We start from the raw sequence: 15,991 nt of genomic DNA, 5'->3' as shown, positions 1-15,991 counted from the left end.
CCAGCCGCAGGATTTGTTTCGGTCCCACTATTCGTGCCGGGGGCGGTCCGCGAGATGCGCTACGGTCCGTACCAGTTCGTCGAGGATGCGCTCGAACATCGCGTCGGCGTCGAAGGTCTCGGCGCGTGCCCGGCGCAACTGCGGTAGTTCGAGGTCGGCGTGGGCGTCGAGCCACGCGCTCGGTACCGGGTACTGCTGCGCCGCCGGAGCGCCGGTATCGGTCCGATGATCGACGAAGAGCACGAATCCGTACAGGCGCACCAGTAGGTCGCTGTGGACGAACAGGGCATCGGCCGGCGCGAGCCCGAGCAGGTCGAGGAATCGTAGGAACGATTCCGGCGCGGTGAGACGGCGGGCCGGTATGCGCGCGTCGCCGACCTGCTCGTCCAATGAGACCAACAGTGCTCTGGGGTGGCGCCGGACCGTTGTCCGGAGCAGCCGGCAGTAGTCGCGCAGGCTCGCTTGCCAGTCGGCGGGGTCGAGCTCGGGGACCGGCCACTCGGAGAGCCACAGTTCGACCGCCCGTTCCACGGCTTCCTGACGGTCGCGGACATGCCGGTAGAGGGCGCGAACGGTGACCTCCAGGTGCGCGGCGAGGTCTTGCATGGTCACCGCCCCGAATCCGCGCCGGCCCGCCAGTTCGAGCATTGCGGCGGCGATCGAGTCGGCGGTCAGGGTGGCGCGACCGGCCCGGGTGGCCGGACTGCGTCGGCTCCGGCCGGGAGGAAGCGGTTGAGGCACGAACCGCACGATACGACATCCATCGTTGACGTTCACACCATATTGACATCAAACCTTTCTCTACGCACACTGAGGACGCCTCGAACACATGCCGACCGCGGGAATCTCCCCGCACGAAAGGGTTTCGCGATGAACACCAGTCCGCTGCAGAATCCCGGCCTGGATAGGCTGGTCGCCGAACTGCAGCGCCGCAGTGCCGACCAGATCCCCTCGATCACCGGCTATTTCGCGGACCGGGCCGAACGGGGGGATGCCGCGGACCTCGCCGATCTCGACGCCGCGGCGGATACCTTCCTGGCCGATAAGCTGGTCGCCCTCGAACACGACAAGGCGATGCTGTGCCACCGGCTGTGCCTGGCGCTGCGCGCCCGCCGGGTCGTCGAGGTCGGCACCTCCCACGGTGTGTCCACGCTCTACCTCGCGCAGGCCGTGCGGCTGGTCGCCGCCGCGGACGGCGGCGCCGGTACGGTGATCGCCACCGAACAGGAACCTGCCAAGATCGCGGCGGCCCGCGCAAATTTCCGTGCGGCCGGGCTCGAGTCGTGGATCGACCTGCGGGCGGGGGATCTCCGGGACACACTGCGCGACCTGGATGGGCCGGTCGATCTCGCGCTCATCGATATCTGGCCGGCTGTGGCACGGCCCGCCGTGGAATCGATCGCGCCGAAGCTGCGCCCGGGCGGCGTGCTGCTCATCGACAACACCGAGGGCCGGCCGGATATCTATCGCGACGTATTCGAATATGTCGACGATCCGGCCAACGGCCTGTTCGCCCAGACTCTCCCTTTCCGTGGCGGTCTGGAACTGGTTGTGAAGGCGTGACCCGGGTTCACGGCCCCGTGACGAAGGCTCGTCCGTGCTCATCGGGACGGATTCGCGTGCGGCCGGTGTCGGCCGGGCGGCGTCGCCGGTGGTCCGGAGCCGTCACCGGTCCCCGGCGATTACTGTGACCAGGCGGGCGAGCCCCTCGGCGCCGTGGCCGGAATCCATTGCGCGCCGGAATATCTCGCCCGAGGCATCGAGGACGCCGGTATCGATGCCGTGGCGTGCGATCACCGCGCGGAGGGTGCTGAATGCTTCGTAGGCCGACGAGATGGAAGTGTCGTCGGCCGGGTAGTGGCCGGCTTCGACCTGTGCGGCGGTCTGCGCCAGCATTCCGGGTAGCAGCCCGGCCAAGGCGGGTGTGAACGGAACGAGCTCGCTGCCGGGGATACCCTCGGCCTCGGCGAGCGCGATACCGAGTGTCACCCCGAAGAGCGAGAGCCAGAACACCGATACGAGCGCGGCGTCGAACGCGGCGGCGCGTCCGTGGTCCGCACCCAGATAGGTGCTCTGTTCGGCGAGGACTCGCAGCGTCGGTTCGGCCGTCCGGTAGGCGCTTTCGGAACCCGAGTACAGCACGAGCGCATCCGCTGTGCCGATGCCCTGTGGTACCGCCATGACGGCGCCGTCCACGTAGGAGGCGCCGTGCCGGCCGGCCCACTCGGCACGTGTTCTCGACTGTTCGGGGGTCGAGGATGTGAGGTTCACCAGTACCCGTCCGGGCAGCGCCGAATCCGCGGCACCCAGGGTGCTCGCCACCGCGCCGTCGTCGAGCAGGGAGACGACGACGAGGGGGGCGGCTGCGACCGCCTCGGCCACCGATGACGCGCGCCGCGCGCCGAGGTCGGTCAGTGGCTCGGCTTTCGCCGCCGTTCGGTTCCATACGGTCGTCGGATACCCGGCTGCCAAGAACGCCCGCGCGATCGCCGAACCCATGAGTCCCAGGCCCAGAACCGTGACGGGCGTGCGTGTTCCATCGGACATCTGCGCTCCTAATTGTTTGAGGAATGTCCAACAATAATTGTTGTATGATCGTCAAACTGTCAAGCGTGGGAGAGGTGAGCGCATGCCCGCCGAGTTATCGCATCCGGAGACCGCCGATCTGGATTTCGCGGCGGTCATGCATGCCCTGTCCGATCCGTTCCGCCTGCAGCTGGTGGCCTGCCTGGCCTGTGACGAGGGCGAGAACTGCGGCGATCTCAGCCAGAACATCGCACTGCACAAGTCCACGCTCTCGCATCACTACCGGGTGCTCCGGGAAGCGGGTATCACGCGGACTGCGGTTGTCGGCCGTACTCGCGTGATGAGCCTGCGCTACGCGGATCTGGAGGCCAGGTTCCCGGGCCTGCTCGCGGTGGTCTTCCGTGCGCTGGCCGATATCGTCGAGGACGACGAGAAGTGGGACGGGTCGCCCGCGGACCGCTCGAAACTGCTCGGCGCGCTGAAACGGTCCGTCCGGTCGCATCCGGCGAGCGGCGCTTCCGGGGAGTAGGGGTCGTCACTCGGGTCTGTCGGTCGGCGTGCCGGGGGCGACCGCGCGTCGGCGGCGGGCACCGGGTATCGCTCGGATGCCGGTTCGCCGGTCCGATGGTGGTCGAATGGGTACCGGGAGCCGTAGGCCCGGTGGCAGCCCGGTGATCAGGGGAAAGTTATTGTCTTCTGCTATCACGGACCGACAGTGAGTCGAGGCCATGGCCACTCCGAGTATGCGGAGTGGCCCGGACGTGTCGCTTCGTACCTGCATCTGTTCGGGGACCGGACGTGACGGTCGGTGCCGAACATCGTGCAGTCGCCGAGGGTGGTAAACGGTTGCTGGCGCTGCCGGCATTGCGCCGGAGCCGGATGGACCGCTGCCGTGCGGCCGGATTTCTCTCGCCCGGCGTCCGGGATCGACGGGCCTGCGGAAATCTGCGTTCGGTGCGGTGGCGGCTGCGGGCCGCGGGGACAACCCGATGGACCTGGTCGATGCTCCGAAGAAGTTCTCCTTGTTCGCCGACTACTGGATCTACCCGATCGCCGAGCTCGCCGGCGTGGTGCAGGCGATCCAGGAGGGGTGGCCGTCAGGGAGGCGATCGCCTGGGGAGAATCGAAGCCGGCCGCCGGCAGCGTGCCCGGCCGGAGTGGGCCCGACCTCGGTGTTCAGCGGCGCTCCGGCCGGTGAAATCTGCCGGGATGACACGATCGCCCGCGTCGACCAAGCTTGAAGGGTTTGGATCATGCGGGAGGAGAGTCGTCGTGGCTTCTCGGTATACATCGGCGCTCGAGCGAAATATCGCGGATATGCGCGCTCAACACGAAACCTGGGTTCGCGCGGACCGGCCCTGGTCGTTGCGGGAACTCTTCAGTACCACCGACTGCGATATCGCAGACTACAGCAGGGAGTTCAGGCCGAGCGAATTCGGCGAACAAGTATGCGGGGAGGTGGAGAAATACTGCCGCGCCCGGGGGATCTGGCTGGAGCCGGGCGGCGCGCACTACAACAGTATGACCCCCTATCTGCACCCCGGCCCGATCAGCGCGGAGCGGCTGACCACCATCGGGCTGTTCAACGCGATTCTCTTCTGGCTCAACGACACTGTGGGCCGGGAGAAGTTCGGTCACCTCCCCGGAGCCGAACAACGCCGGGCCCGTAGCGAGCTCGACCGGCTGTGCCGGCTGCTCGAATCGCGTACCGCGCCGGCGGAGCCCTCGCCGATCGAGGCCGCGACGGCCGATTTCCTCTCCCGGTTGCGTACCCAGCAGGCGGATCCGCAGTGGCTCGACGGGTTCCTGGAATCGACGGTCGAGCATCTGCGCACCGCGATCCGGGACCAGAACGCCCGGTCCCGTCGTGACCTGCTGACCACTGCCGAGTACATCGATCTCCGCGCGCAGGTATCGGGTATGTACCCGGCCATCGCCCTCTGCGAATTCGGGCGGGACAGCTATCTGGACTGGGAGCGGCTGGCCGCCGCGGGACTGCTGGACGATATGCGCCGATTACGACGGACGACCGCCGAGATCGGCGCACTGATGAACGATATGTTCTCCTTCGAGAAGGAGTGCATCGTCGACCGCTCCGATTTCAACCTGATACCGGTCTGTCTGCTCAATACGCCGGGCGCGACACTCGCCGACGCCGTGCAACTCGCGGCCGGTCTGGTCCGGGAGCGGCTCACCGAATTCCGTCGGTCGCACGCCGCACTGACCGCGCGGTGTGCCGATCCGGACATCCTGGACAGCGCCGCGGCGGCGCCGATCCGGACCCATCTCGACGATCTCCGGGGTTGCGTCCAGGCGACCTGGGTATGGCAATTGATGACTACCCGTTACAAGGGCAGCGGTATTTTCGCCGAGAACAACCCCGGCCGACTGGAAAAGGCCCGGTCCGATGAGGAAGGATGATCATTCGTCGAGGCGGTGACGCTCGACCGGGGTGATGCGGAGCTGCGGTGGAGTCGAGGCAGCGGATGAAGGGGCGTGATGGACGGGTCGGAGCACGATGAACTGGTCCGCTGGTGGTCACGAGCACTACTAGCGACCGGTGAACCCGCACCGCCCGGTTCGGATATCGACAAGCTCCTGCACTGGCTGGTAGGCGATTTTGCCGAAGCTCTCGTCGCGACACCCTTCGACCCCACCGCGGGCGCCCGGATCGGCGCGGCGCTGGCCACCGTGGCCGCCGGAACACACGATGTTCCGGCGGCCTCCGCGCCGATCCTGTGGAATCTCGTCGGGCCGGACGCCGATCCCGCAGCCGTGACGCGGATGGCGATACTCCTGACCAAACTCGGCGAGGGTTTCGGTGCGCACCGGCAGCAGCGATTCGCTGCCGACGCCGAAGACCGTGTCCGGCCCAGCCAACAGTCGGACGAGCGTTACCGGGTGGTTTTCGAGAACGCGGCGGTGGCCATCGCCATCGGCGACACCAACGGTGTCCTACTCGACGCCAATCAGAAACTCGCCGATATGATCGGCGTCCCGATCGACGAATTACGCGGTATCTCGGTCTACGAATTCGCTCATCCCGAGGATCGGGAACGGATACGCAACCTGGTCTATCAGAAGCTGGTCCCCAACCGTCAGGGGACGGTGAAGCTGGAGCAGCAGATCGGCCGGGTGGACGGCAGTTACGGGTGGGCGACTTTCTCCATCACGTTCGTCCAGGGCGGCCCGGGCCTCCCGAACTATCTGCTGGCGGTGGGTGAAGACGTCACCGAACAGCACCGGATGCGCCAGGAACTGCACCGGCAGGCCAGGCACGATCCGCTGACCGGCCTGGCCAACCGGCGTCAGCTGCTGGAGCGCTTGGACGTCGTGATGAAAGAAGCGGGCGGTCATGAGCAGATCGGCCTGTGCTTCGTGGACCTCGATCGTTTCAAACACATCAACGACCGCTACGGCCACGGCACCGGCGACCGGGTGCTCGCCGCCGTCGCCGAACGTCTCAACGCGAGCGTGCAGAACCTGGACTGCCTGGTGGCGCGGATCGGTGGCGACGAATTCGTGGCGTTGGTGCCGCCGCCGGTCGACGTCTGGAAGATCGGCCGGGTGGCGGACAATCTGCTGGGTGCGCTCACCGAGCCGGTGACGACGAACAGCCATCAGGTGCAGGTTTCGGCCAGTATCGGCGCCGTGCTGACCACGGTGCAGAGCGGACAGGCCGAAACGCTGATCGACGCCGCCGATACCGGTCTGTATCGCGCGAAGAACAACGGCAAATCGCAGTGGGTACTGCATATGCTCGCCGACGGTGAGGACGTCGATCCCGAGCAACTGAACCGGTACATCCCGACCGCGGACGCCACGGAGGACCCGCCGCAGCGGTGACTCCGAGCACCGGCCGGTGGCTCCGGTCCGCTGCGCGGTGACTCCACCACCCGGCGAGTAGGCTTGGCGCACGGTACTCCGGCGAGCGAAGGAGTGCGTGACCATGGAATGGTTTCTGATCGCTGTGGTGGTCGTGCTGGTGGCGGTGGCCCTGGTATTGCGGTCCCGGCAGCGCACGGAACGGGCGGCGACCGAACTGGCCGACTCGGTGGCCGAGGCTCGCCGGGTCAACGAACGGCTCGGCGGCCAGATCTACAATCTGACCGGTAGCAATGCCGCAGCCCAGCAGGCCCTCGCCGACGCCGCGGAACGGCACAACGCGGCCGGTGCGCAGATCGATCAGGCGCGAACTCCGGTCCAGGCCCGGCTCGCGAAACAGACCGCGGTCGAAGGGTTGTACTACATCCGTGCCGCCCGTACCGCGATGGAGATGGACCCGGGTCCGGCCGTGCCGGAGCTGGAGGGCCGGTCCACCGCGGGCGAAGTCAGCGAAGATCGCGTGATCGATTTCGACAACCGGCGGATCGCCGCGTCGCCCCGGCCGTCGTCGGAGACGCCGAACTACTATCCGGGCGGGCGGGTCGCCGGACGTCCTGTCCCGGCCGGTTGGTACTCCGAACCCTGGTGGCGGCCAGCCCTGGTCGCGGGTGCCTGGGGAGTCGGCTCGGCCCTGCTGTTCAGTTCACTGTTCTCCGGTATGGCCGGTGTCGGCTACGGCGCAGAGGGGTTCGAGTCCGGCTATGGCGAGGGGTACGCGGACGGGTTGTCCGCCGGAGATCAGGACTACGGCGGCGCCGGGGGCGATACCGGCGGCCAGGACGATCACGGCGGCGGTGACTGGGGTGGCGATGGGGGCGGTTTCGACGGCGGTGGTTTCGACAGTGGCGGATTCGACTTCTGAGGCCGGCGCAACTCGACCGGCTCGGTGCGCTCAGAGCGGTTGCCGGTGTGCGGTGAGGTATCGCGGTTGTTGCCACTGCTGTTCGAGCTCGTCGGGCAGGTCGGGGATGGTCACCCCGTAGGCGGCGGCCAGATCGGCCGACGCGGTGGACGAGACCGACCATCCGTGCTTGCCGAGCCACTGCTGCGGGTCGGATTTCTCGTCGGAATAGAACAGTTCGGCCAGGTCGATATCGCCGAACGGATTCCGGTCGAGATATTTCTTTTCCAGACTGGCGAAACCGCTCGCCGCGGCCCCGGTCGGAGCGCTCTCCACGGCGAGCCGGCTCCCCGGCGGGCTGAGCTCGGTGATGTGCTCGAACAGCGCGTCCTGGGCCGTCCCGGGCAGATACGGCAGCAGGCCTTCGGCCGACCAGGCCGTGGCCACGGCCCGGTCGTAGCCTGCCGCGGCCAGCGCGGCCGGCCAGTCGGAACGGAGGTCGACCGCGACGGTTCGGCGCTCGGCCCGCGGTTTCGCTCCGTGCGTGGTCAGTACCCGGTCCTTGAAGGCGAGCACTTCGGGTCGATCGATCTCGAAGACGATGGTTCCCGGCGGCCAGTCGAGGCGGAAGGCCCGCGCGTCCAGCCCGGCGGCGAGGATCACGGCCTGTCCGGTTCCGCGCGCGGCGGCCGCCCGGAAGAAATCGTCGAAGAACGCGGTCCGCAAACCCATGAATCCGGGGACCAGTGGCGCGCCGGCGAGCGTCGGCGGATCGGCAAGTACCTCGAGGACATGCGGTTCGCCGGCGGCACGCACGAACAGTTCCGCGTACTCGTCGCGGATGAGCGGCTCGGGCCGAGCGGATTCGAGTGCTCGGAATGCCGCCACTCCCAGCGCGGTGAGCCCGACGCTGGTGACGATATCCCAGTCGTCGTCATCGGTTCGCACGACCGAACACCTCCGATCGAATCGGCTGACAGAAGACAGGGGCGATCGCGAATCCGGATGATTTGTCCCACCGAACGCGCCACGCAGCGGTACGACGACAACCACCCGAAATTCTACGACCGCCGACCCGCTCGGTGGTGCGACCGGGGTGGTCACGATCCGCTACCGGGACGGGTGCAGGCGTCCGTCGTGGACTTCGACGACCCGGTCGGCGGCGCCCAGATGAGTGCGGTCGTGGGTGACCAGGACAGTGGCGGTGGCCCGGTCGCGGGTGAGCCGGGCGATCGCCTCGATGACAGCCGCGCCGCGTTCGTGGTCCAGCGCGCTGGTCGGCTCGTCGATCAGCAGGACGGTCGGCTCGTTCATCAACGCGCGGGCGATATCGACGCGTTGTCGCTGACCGCCCGACAGCTGATGTGGGTGGCGGTCGGCGTGTTCGGCCAAGCCGACGTCCGCGAGCAGTCGCCGGGCGCGGGGCCGGGCCGCGGCCGCGGCCCGGCCGTCGATTCGGGCCATGACCTCGAGTTGTTCGGCCGCGGTGAGAGACGCGATCAGATTGGGCTGTTGGAAGACGATGCCGATCCGGCGGCGGCGCAATACGCTCAGTTCGCTGCGTGACATCCCGGTCGTGTCGGTTCCGTCGACGGTGACGGTGCCGGAATCCGGTGTGATGAGGGTGGCAGCCACGGCCAGGAGGCTGGACTTTCCGGAGCCGGAGGGCCCGATGACGGCGGTGAGGCTGCCCGCGGGCACTGTCAGCGATACGTGCTGGAGGGCGGTGAGCCGGTCGCGGCCGTCGGGGTAGGTGAGGGTGACGTCGTGTAGTTCGAGAGTCATCGGGTGCTCCCCAGCGCTATCAGCGGGTCGACGGAGGTGATGCGGCGGACGGATATGGCGGCACCCAGCGCGCCGAGAACCACCAGCACGGTCGCGGGAACCAGGACAGTGGCCGGAGTCAGTACGAACGGGACCGCCCCGCCGGACAGGGCCGCGCCGATCGCGGCGGCGAGTGCTGTCCCGATCGCGACGCCGCCGACCAGCAGCACGACGGCTTGGCCGAGCGCATCGAGCAGTAACCCGGCGGTGGACGCTCCCAAGGCTTTCAACACCGCGATATCACCGCTGCGCTGGACCGTCCACACGGTGAAGAAGGCGCCGATCACCAGCGCCGATATCGCGAACAGGAATCCTCGCATCAACTGCAGCGAGCCGTTCTCGGCGGCATAGGACCCGATCGCGGACAGCGAATCGTCCCGGGCCACGCTCGCAGTGCCCGCCGCCCGGTCGGTGTTCGCGATATCGGCGTCCGAGGTGGCGAGAGCGATAACGGTCGCGAAGGTTCCGGCGCTGTCGTTCGCCGGAGGCGCGGTGTGCTGCCAGGCGCCGAGGCCGATCCAGATGACCGGGGTGTGACCGAACGAGTCGTCACCGCTCACCGCCGCGACTGTGAGATGCTGCCCGGCGATATCGACGGTGTCCCCGGGTGCGGCGCCGAGGTCGGCGGCCGCGGCGCCGGACAGCACCGCCGTTCTGTCGTCGATCGCGCCGCTCTCGGGGGCGAGCGGTGCACCGGGCCGGACACCGAATGCCGAGACCACGCTGCTCCGCCCGGCGTGCGTGGCGCGGGTGGTGGTGATGCCGAGCGGCTCGGCGTAGTCGACTCCGGGCGCTTCGGCCCAGATCCGCCACTGTGTCTCGGTGACGGTGGAGTTCGAATAGGAGAGCTCGGCATCCGGACCGGTCGCGCCGAAGGCGATCCGGTCGGCGGGGAGGCCGGTGACGGCGGAGGTGTTCTGGCGGCCGAGCCCGGCGGTGAGACCGGACAACAATCCGACCAGCAGAGCGATCAGCACGACGACGCTGCCCATCAGGGCGAAGCGACCCTTGGCGAACTTCAGGTCCCTCCAGGCTACGAACACGGTTCGGTCCTGACCTTTCACGAGTGGAATACGGAACATCTCCAGCGTCGTCGCGAACCAAGGTCCGGGCATCCGGCGCCGGACAGGATTTGCCGCACCGAAAGGCGAGCCGGGGGTTGTAACTTTCGATGGAGGCCGGGCCGGCCACGGATCCCTAGGCTGGAACCACTGTGAACACCACTGCTCCTGCCCCGGTCGCCAGTGTCAGAGCGCTGGCCTGGTGCCTGCACCTGCTGGTCTTCGGCTTACTGGTGCTGACCGTCGGCCGGGCGGTCGCCGACCGCGACCCGCGGGCCGGGGCGATCACCGCTGTGGCGGTGATCTTCGGCATCGTCTACGCGGCCGGTCTCGCACTGCCCCGGGCAGGTGGCTCCCGCCGTGCCGCCGCCGGATGGCTGGCCGCGGTGGGGGCAGTCTGGCTGGTACTGCTGGCGTTCTCCGCGGACGGGGTGTGGCTGGCGTTTCCGCTGTACTTCCTCGAGCTGCACCTGCTCGCGCGCCGGACCGGACCGATCGCGGTGGTGGGGACGGCCGTGGTGGCGATCGCCGGATTCGCCGCTCAGCGGGGAACGTTCGGTGTGGCGATGGTGATCGGGCCGGCGCTCGGTGCCGCGGTCGCCATGGTGGTCGTCTGGGGGTACCGGGCCCTGTATCGGGAGAACCAGCGTCGCAGCCGCCTGATCGAGGAACTGACCGCCACCCGGGCCGACCTCGCCGAAGCGCAGCACACCGCCGGTGTACTGGCCGAACGCGAACGTCTCGCCCGCGAGATCCACGACACGCTCGCCCAGGGACTCTCGAGTATCCAGTTGCTGCTGCGCGCTGCCGAACGCGCCCTGCCCGACGACCCCGGGAGCGCATCGGGTTATGTGGAACGGGCCCGCCGGGCGGCCGTCGACAATCTGGCCGAGGCCCGCCGATTCGTCGCCGCGCTCGCCCCGCCCGCACTGGACACCGGCACGCTGGCCGACGCCCTGGCGCGGCTCTGCGCCACCGCGGCCACGCGCGATCGGCTCACCGCCCGGTTCCATGTCACCGGTGATCCGGTGCCGCTGCCGACCACCCATGAGGTCGCCCTGCTGCGGATCGCCCAATCCGCCCTCGCCAATACCGTCCGCCACGCCGATGCCGGGTCGGCCGACATCACGCTCAGCTATCTCGGGGACCAGGTCGCCCTCGACGTGACCGACGACGGCCGCGGGTTCGATCCGGACCGGGTTCCCGCACCCGATTCGGACGGCGGCGGATTCGGTCTGGCAGCCATGCGCGCTCGCGTACACGCGCTGGGCGGAACCCTGACCGTCGAATCCGGTCCGGGCCGGGGTACCGCATTGGGTGTCCAACTGCCCGCCGGCCCCCCGACCGGAACCGGGGCCCTGTCGTGACCGACGGCCGTATCCGTCTCCTCCTGGCCGATGACCATCCGGTCGTCCGGGCCGGTCTGCGCGCCGTACTGGCGACCGAGCCCGGCTTCGATATCGTGGCCGAGGCCGCGACCGCTGAGGCCGCCGTGGCCCGGAGCGCGCTGGGCGATATCGACGTGGTGCTGATGGACCTGCAGTTCGGGCGGGGAATGAACGGTGCCGAGGCCACGGCGCTGATCAGCGCGCGGCCGGCGGCGCCGCGGGTACTGATCGTCACGACCTACGACTCGGACGCCGATACGCTGCCCGCCATCGAAGCCGGGGCGACCGGATACCTCCTGAAGGACGCCCCGCCCGACGACCTGGCTGCCGCGGTGCGGGCCGCCGCGGCCGGTCGGACCACCCTCGCTCCCGCGGTCGCGCATCGGCTGATGAACCGGCTGCGCGCCCCCGGGGCGGCCCTGACCCGCCGCGAGACCGAGGTTCTCGCCCTGGTCGCCGACGGCCTGTCCAATCACGACATCGGCGGGCGGCTCCACCTCACCGAGGGCACCGTGAAATCACATCTGGTCCGCATCTACACCAAACTCGGCGTCAATTCGCGCACCGGCGCTGTCGCGGTGGCCACCGAAATGGGTCTCATCCGTCGCTAGCGGTGCGCACCCGGTCCGGCTCAGCGTGATCCGGCGTTGAACGGCCGCAGCGAGGCCAGCAATCCCAGTTCGGGTGCGAGGGCACCGTCCTGTCCGAGCGCACGGAAGTCGGCGGCGATCGGCTCCGGGTCGAGCCGGCCGACCCGGACCGCGTGGTAGCGGACCAGCGACCACAGGAAGGTTTCCAGATCGTCGAAGCGGGTGCCGCCCTCGAGGACCTCTTCCTCGTGGAACCAGATGGCGACCTGTCCGTCGGTGAGTACGGTGTACAGGTTGCCGCCGCCGTCGGCGCCGATCGTGTAGACATCGTCGTCGGTGAGCTCGGTGCGGTAATCGCTGTCCAGCAGTCCGCAGTCGTTGGCGGCGAAGCCGAATCCATAGGACCAGTCGTAGATATCGAGGAACTGCGGCATGGTCCCCGACCGCACCCGGCGATCGAATCCGGCGAGTGCGGAGGCGGTCGCGGGATCGAGTCGTTCCAGGAACGGTTCGACCGGGCGGACTTCGGCGGCAGAGATCTCGACCCGCGGCCGGTCCGCGAACCAGCGCGCGAGATCCGCGTCGAGGCCGCTCTCGACGTAACCGCTCAGTTCTGCTCGGGTAATCGGCACCGCCGGATGGTATGCGGCCGGCCGGTCCGGCGCCACTCGCGAACTGTCCCGCGACCGGGGCGTGCCGGTGGCGCGGCGGCTCGGCTCCCCCGGAAACCGTGAGCCGGGATCCATCTCGGCCGCTGCGTATTTCGGGTTCCCGCCCACTCTTTTCGGGTTCAGGGCACAGTCGGGCAGCGCAGCCGTCGGCCGGGGCGCCGCAGCGCGATACTCCTCGGCGGGTGTCCGGGACGGCCGGACCAGTCGAAAGGTATGTCCCGTGTCGACCACACTTCCCGCTTTCCCCGCCGCGAACGAGAACCCGCTCGACACCTGCGTCCGGCTGCGCGCGACCGCACCCGTCGTCGAGGTGGAGTTCCCGGGCGGGGTGCCCGGCTACCTCGCACTGACCTACGAAGCCGTCCGCGAGATCCTCGCCGGTGACAACACCACATTCGCCCGGGACCCCCGGCACTGGCCCGATCTGCACAACGGGACCATCCCCCCGGATTGGCCGTTGCGCGCGGTGGTCCAGGGCGACCACCTGTCGACCAAGGACGGCGCCGATCATCGGCGGTTGCGTGGCCTGATCGGCAAGGCGTTCACGCCGGGCCGGGTCCTGGCGCTGGAGTCACGCATCCAGGCGATCGTCGACGAACTGCTCGACGCGGTGGTGGCCGCCGGTGACGGGGTCGATCTGGTGCCGACGTTCACCGAAGCGGTACCGATGGCGGTGATCTGCGAATTGTTCGGTGTACCGGAAGCCGACCGGGGCCGGTTGCGCGGCTGGACGGCGACCCTGTTGGCGCACAACAGTTCTCCCGAACAGGCCTTCGCGGCGCAGAACGGACTCCAGCAGTACCTGTTCGACCTGGTCGAGCAGAAGGAGCGGGAGCCGGGGGAAGATCTCACCTCCGGTCTGGTGCAGGCGCGGGATGCCGACGACAAACTGACCACCGAGGAGTTGGTGGCCGTACTGTGGATCATGCTCGTCGCCGGTCACGAGACCACGGTCCATATGCTCGGTTATGCGATCCTCGCCCTGGCCCGGCATCCCGACCAGCTCCGAGCGGCGCAGACCGGCGATCTGTGGGCCGATGTCGTCGAAGAGACCGTGCGGTATCGCCATTCGGTGATGATGACCAGCTGGCGGTTCACTCTGACAGATGTGACCATTGCGGGTGTGGCGATTCCGAAGGGCAAAGCGGTGGGCGTGGTCTACCAGGCGTGCGGAATCGACCCGGCCGAGTACGGACGGACAGCAGATCTGTTCGATATCACCCGGGAGAAGCGGACCGGTCATCTGGGCTTCGGGCACGGCCCGCGGTACTGCATCGGTGCCGGGCTCGCCCGGCTCGAGGGCCGGCTGGCGCTGGCGTCGCTGTATCGGCGGCTGCCGGATCTGCGACTCGCCGTCGACCCGGACGAGATCCCCTACACGCCCTCGTTCTTCACCATCGGACCGTTGTCCATACCGATCTCGCTCGGCGAGGCTCGATGACGACGGCCGGGCGGCCGAGCGGTGCCGCCGGAGTCATCTCATAGGACGGGCACTGTGGAGTTCTACAGCGTGACCGCGCGGAGTTCGGCGTCGTGGACCACGATCGCCGACAGCTTGATGCCGATGGATCACGACTACCACGAGTCCGACCGGTGGAGCGCGACCATGTCGGTGCAGGAGAGCGCCGACTACCGCTTGCTGCGCTGGGATCAACGCGGCGGACGGACCTCGAGCCGGACCCGGCCGCATATCCGCCGCGTCGCGGGTGACGATTTCTACTGGGTCGTCGTCCCCGAACAGGGGTCCTACACGGTGACCTACCGGGACGGCGGTGTCACCAGCGCCGGCCCCGGCCGGGGGGCCGTCACCGTGCTCGATACGGTGTGCCACCTCCACATTCCACGTTCGTCGGCCTACGCGTTCCAGGTGCCGCGCACGGAAATGGAGAGCCGGACAGGACCTTTCGGGAGACACACCGCGGAGCTGGACCTGTCGTCCGGGCTCGGCCGGATCGCCCGGACGCTCATCCGGAGCACCCATGCCGAACAGGGGACGCTGTCGGGGCGCGAGTTCGACGCGGTGTGCCAGCGGATCGGGGAGCTGTTGTGCATGCTGTCGATCGGTGAAGTGAGCCCGCAGCGGGACCAGCACGCCGAGGTGACCGACCAGGTCCGCCGCTATCTGCGTACCCATATCGGCCACCGGGATGTCCGGCTACCCGCGGTGGCCGCCGCGCTGGGCTGGTCGCCGCGGCAGGTGCGGGCGATCCTGCACCGGAGCGGGACCACTTTCCGCGATCTACGACGGGCGGAGGCGTTGCGTGCTGCGTGTGCGTTCCTCGGCGATCCCGCCTACGCCGGCCTGCCGATCGGGGAGTTGGCCGCCCGGTGCGGATTGAACGCGTCGTGGTTCTCCACCGCGTTCAAGGACGCCATGGGGGAGACGCCGCGGGAGTTCCGGCAGCGTCGGCACGGTGAACTCGCCGCCCGGGCCGCCGCCGCGGACCGGCCGCGTTGATCGTCGCGGACCGTGATCGTCTCGCCCGGCCGCATCCACGCCGCCCCGAGGTGCTTCGATGGGGTATGCGGACTCGCTTCCACGAGGAACTCGAACAGCTCACCGGGATGCTCGAGCAGATGTGCCTACGCGATGAGACCGCGATCGCCGCCGCCACCCGGGCGCTGCTCGACTCCGATATCGAGGAGGCCGAACAGGCGATCGACCTGTGTGCCCATGTCGAGATGATGGGCCGCGACGCCGAGGAAGCGGCGGTACTGTTGCTGGCTCTCCAGGCCCCGGTCGCCACCGAACTGCGCCGGGTGGTCACCGCGTTGCAGCTGTCGGCCAATCTCGCCCGGATGGGCGGATTGTGCGCTCATATCGCCGGGCTTGTCCGCCGCCGTCACCCCGAACCGGTCATGCCCGATCCGCTACGGGACACGGTCGCCCGGATGGGCGCGGCCGCGGTACACATGGCCGGTTCGGCCGCACGAGTCCTGGCCACCGGCGATACCGGCGCCGCCGCTGCGCTCGAGGGTCACGACGATGTGATGGATCAACTGCACCGTGACCTGCTCAACCACCTTCTCGGCCCCGAGTACACCGGCGGTACCACCACCGCGGTGGATCTCGCACTGCTGGGGCGCTATTACGAACGCTTCGCCGACCACACCGTCGAAGTGGGCCGCCGCACACTGTTCCTGACCACCGGTACCAGCGAACCCGAATGACGGTTCCCGGCACCAGGTGGCCGCGGGCGCGAGC

General features: G+C 68.7%; 17 protein-coding genes. 11 read left to right on the top strand and 6 right to left on the bottom strand.

Going from position 1 to position 15,991, the window contains the following annotated elements; all coding sequences use genetic code 11:
* Positions 1-27: 27 nt before the first annotated feature.
* Positions 28-741, bottom strand: coding sequence for a TetR/AcrR family transcriptional regulator (locus ACWCPQ_RS05250; protein WP_449894970.1), 714 nt, complete (start codon positions 739-741; stop codon positions 28-30).
* A gap of 129 nt (positions 742-870) precedes the next feature.
* Here ACWCPQ_RS05250 and ACWCPQ_RS05245 point away from each other — a divergent pair, with 129 nt between their 5' ends.
* A complete protein-coding gene (locus ACWCPQ_RS05245) occupies positions 871-1,563 on the top strand; it encodes an O-methyltransferase (protein WP_449894968.1) in 693 nt (230 codons plus the stop codon).
* 102 nt (positions 1,564-1,665) lie between these two features.
* On the opposite strand, the gene ACWCPQ_RS05240 is transcribed toward ACWCPQ_RS05245, so the two are convergent.
* Positions 1,666-2,547: an NAD(P)-dependent oxidoreductase gene (locus tag ACWCPQ_RS05240; RefSeq protein WP_449894965.1), complete on the bottom strand. Its 882-nt coding sequence runs from the start codon at positions 2,545-2,547 to the stop codon at positions 1,666-1,668.
* Between the two features lie 82 nt (positions 2,548-2,629).
* On the opposite strand from ACWCPQ_RS05240, the gene ACWCPQ_RS05235 reads away from it, so the two are divergent.
* From ACWCPQ_RS05235 to ACWCPQ_RS05215, 5 genes are all read left to right on the top strand, one after another.
* The gene (locus tag ACWCPQ_RS05235) at positions 2,630-3,055 is read left to right on the top strand and encodes a helix-turn-helix domain-containing protein (RefSeq protein WP_449894963.1); all 426 of its coding nucleotides are present in this window, start codon (positions 2,630-2,632) and stop codon (positions 3,053-3,055) included.
* A gap of 460 nt (positions 3,056-3,515) precedes the next feature.
* Positions 3,516-3,767 carry a hypothetical protein gene (locus ACWCPQ_RS05230; protein ID WP_449894961.1) on the top strand — a complete coding sequence of 84 codons (252 nt, stop codon included), beginning with the start codon at positions 3,516-3,518 and terminating at the stop codon, positions 3,765-3,767.
* A gap of 31 nt (positions 3,768-3,798) precedes the next feature.
* On the top strand, positions 3,799-4,947 hold the full coding sequence (locus tag ACWCPQ_RS05225; protein ID WP_449894960.1) for a terpene synthase family protein: 1,149 nt from the start codon (positions 3,799-3,801) through the stop codon (positions 4,945-4,947).
* A gap of 78 nt (positions 4,948-5,025) precedes the next feature.
* Positions 5,026-6,372 (top strand): diguanylate cyclase domain-containing protein, encoded by a 1,347-nt coding sequence (locus ACWCPQ_RS05220; RefSeq protein WP_449894957.1) that lies wholly within the window; start codon positions 5,026-5,028, stop codon positions 6,370-6,372.
* Positions 6,373-6,475: 103 nt separating this feature from the next.
* Positions 6,476-7,273 carry a DUF1542 domain-containing protein gene (locus ACWCPQ_RS05215; protein WP_449894954.1) on the top strand — a complete coding sequence of 266 codons (798 nt, stop codon included), beginning with the start codon at positions 6,476-6,478 and terminating at the stop codon, positions 7,271-7,273.
* A 30-nt stretch (positions 7,274-7,303) separates the two neighbouring features.
* Here the strand turns inward: ACWCPQ_RS05215 and ACWCPQ_RS05210 are convergent, their stop codons facing one another.
* The 3 genes from ACWCPQ_RS05210 to ACWCPQ_RS05200 form a co-directional block, all read right to left on the bottom strand.
* A complete protein-coding gene (locus ACWCPQ_RS05210) occupies positions 7,304-8,200 on the bottom strand; it encodes a class I SAM-dependent methyltransferase (protein ID WP_449894953.1) in 897 nt (298 codons plus the stop codon).
* A 162-nt stretch (positions 8,201-8,362) separates the two neighbouring features.
* Positions 8,363-9,037 carry an ABC transporter ATP-binding protein gene (locus ACWCPQ_RS05205; RefSeq protein WP_449894951.1) on the bottom strand — a complete coding sequence of 225 codons (675 nt, stop codon included), beginning with the start codon at positions 9,035-9,037 and terminating at the stop codon, positions 8,363-8,365.
* Positions 9,034-10,119, bottom strand: a complete 1,086-nt coding sequence (locus ACWCPQ_RS05200; RefSeq protein WP_449894949.1) for an FtsX-like permease family protein — start codon at positions 10,117-10,119, stop codon at positions 9,034-9,036. The genes ACWCPQ_RS05205 and ACWCPQ_RS05200 overlap by 4 nt, the downstream gene beginning before the upstream one ends.
* 170 nt (positions 10,120-10,289) lie before the next feature.
* Here ACWCPQ_RS05200 and ACWCPQ_RS05195 point away from each other — a divergent pair, with 170 nt between their 5' ends.
* Both ACWCPQ_RS05195 and ACWCPQ_RS05190 read left to right on the top strand, forming a co-directional pair.
* Complete coding sequence (locus ACWCPQ_RS05195) at positions 10,290-11,504, top strand: sensor histidine kinase (RefSeq protein WP_449894947.1); 1,215 nt, start codon at positions 10,290-10,292, stop codon at positions 11,502-11,504.
* Positions 11,501-12,136, top strand: a complete 636-nt coding sequence (locus tag ACWCPQ_RS05190) for a response regulator (RefSeq protein WP_449894945.1) — start codon at positions 11,501-11,503, stop codon at positions 12,134-12,136. The genes ACWCPQ_RS05195 and ACWCPQ_RS05190 overlap by 4 nt, the downstream gene beginning before the upstream one ends.
* 20 nt (positions 12,137-12,156) lie before the next feature.
* Here ACWCPQ_RS05190 and ACWCPQ_RS05185 read toward each other — a convergent pair whose 3' ends face one another.
* Positions 12,157-12,747: a hypothetical protein gene (locus ACWCPQ_RS05185; RefSeq protein WP_449894943.1), complete on the bottom strand. Its 591-nt coding sequence runs from the start codon at positions 12,745-12,747 to the stop codon at positions 12,157-12,159.
* A gap of 259 nt (positions 12,748-13,006) precedes the next feature.
* Between ACWCPQ_RS05185 and ACWCPQ_RS05180 the strand changes: the two genes are divergently transcribed.
* The 3 genes from ACWCPQ_RS05180 (at position 13,007) to ACWCPQ_RS05170 (ending at position 15,957) form a co-directional block, all read left to right on the top strand.
* Positions 13,007-14,227 carry a cytochrome P450 family protein gene (locus tag ACWCPQ_RS05180; RefSeq protein WP_449894941.1) on the top strand — a complete coding sequence of 407 codons (1,221 nt, stop codon included), beginning with the start codon at positions 13,007-13,009 and terminating at the stop codon, positions 14,225-14,227.
* A gap of 54 nt (positions 14,228-14,281) precedes the next feature.
* On the top strand, positions 14,282-15,244 hold the full coding sequence (locus tag ACWCPQ_RS05175; RefSeq protein ID WP_449894939.1) for an AraC family transcriptional regulator: 963 nt from the start codon (positions 14,282-14,284) through the stop codon (positions 15,242-15,244).
* Between the two features lie 65 nt (positions 15,245-15,309).
* Positions 15,310-15,957: a phosphate signaling complex PhoU family protein gene (locus tag ACWCPQ_RS05170; protein ID WP_449894937.1), complete on the top strand. Its 648-nt coding sequence runs from the start codon at positions 15,310-15,312 to the stop codon at positions 15,955-15,957.
* Positions 15,958-15,991 lie beyond the last annotated feature (34 nt).

Source organism: Nocardia sp. NPDC001965 (genome assembly GCF_053594175.1).
Note: the sequence above shows the minus strand (reverse complement) of the source record. Positions and strands in the feature narration are given on the sequence as shown.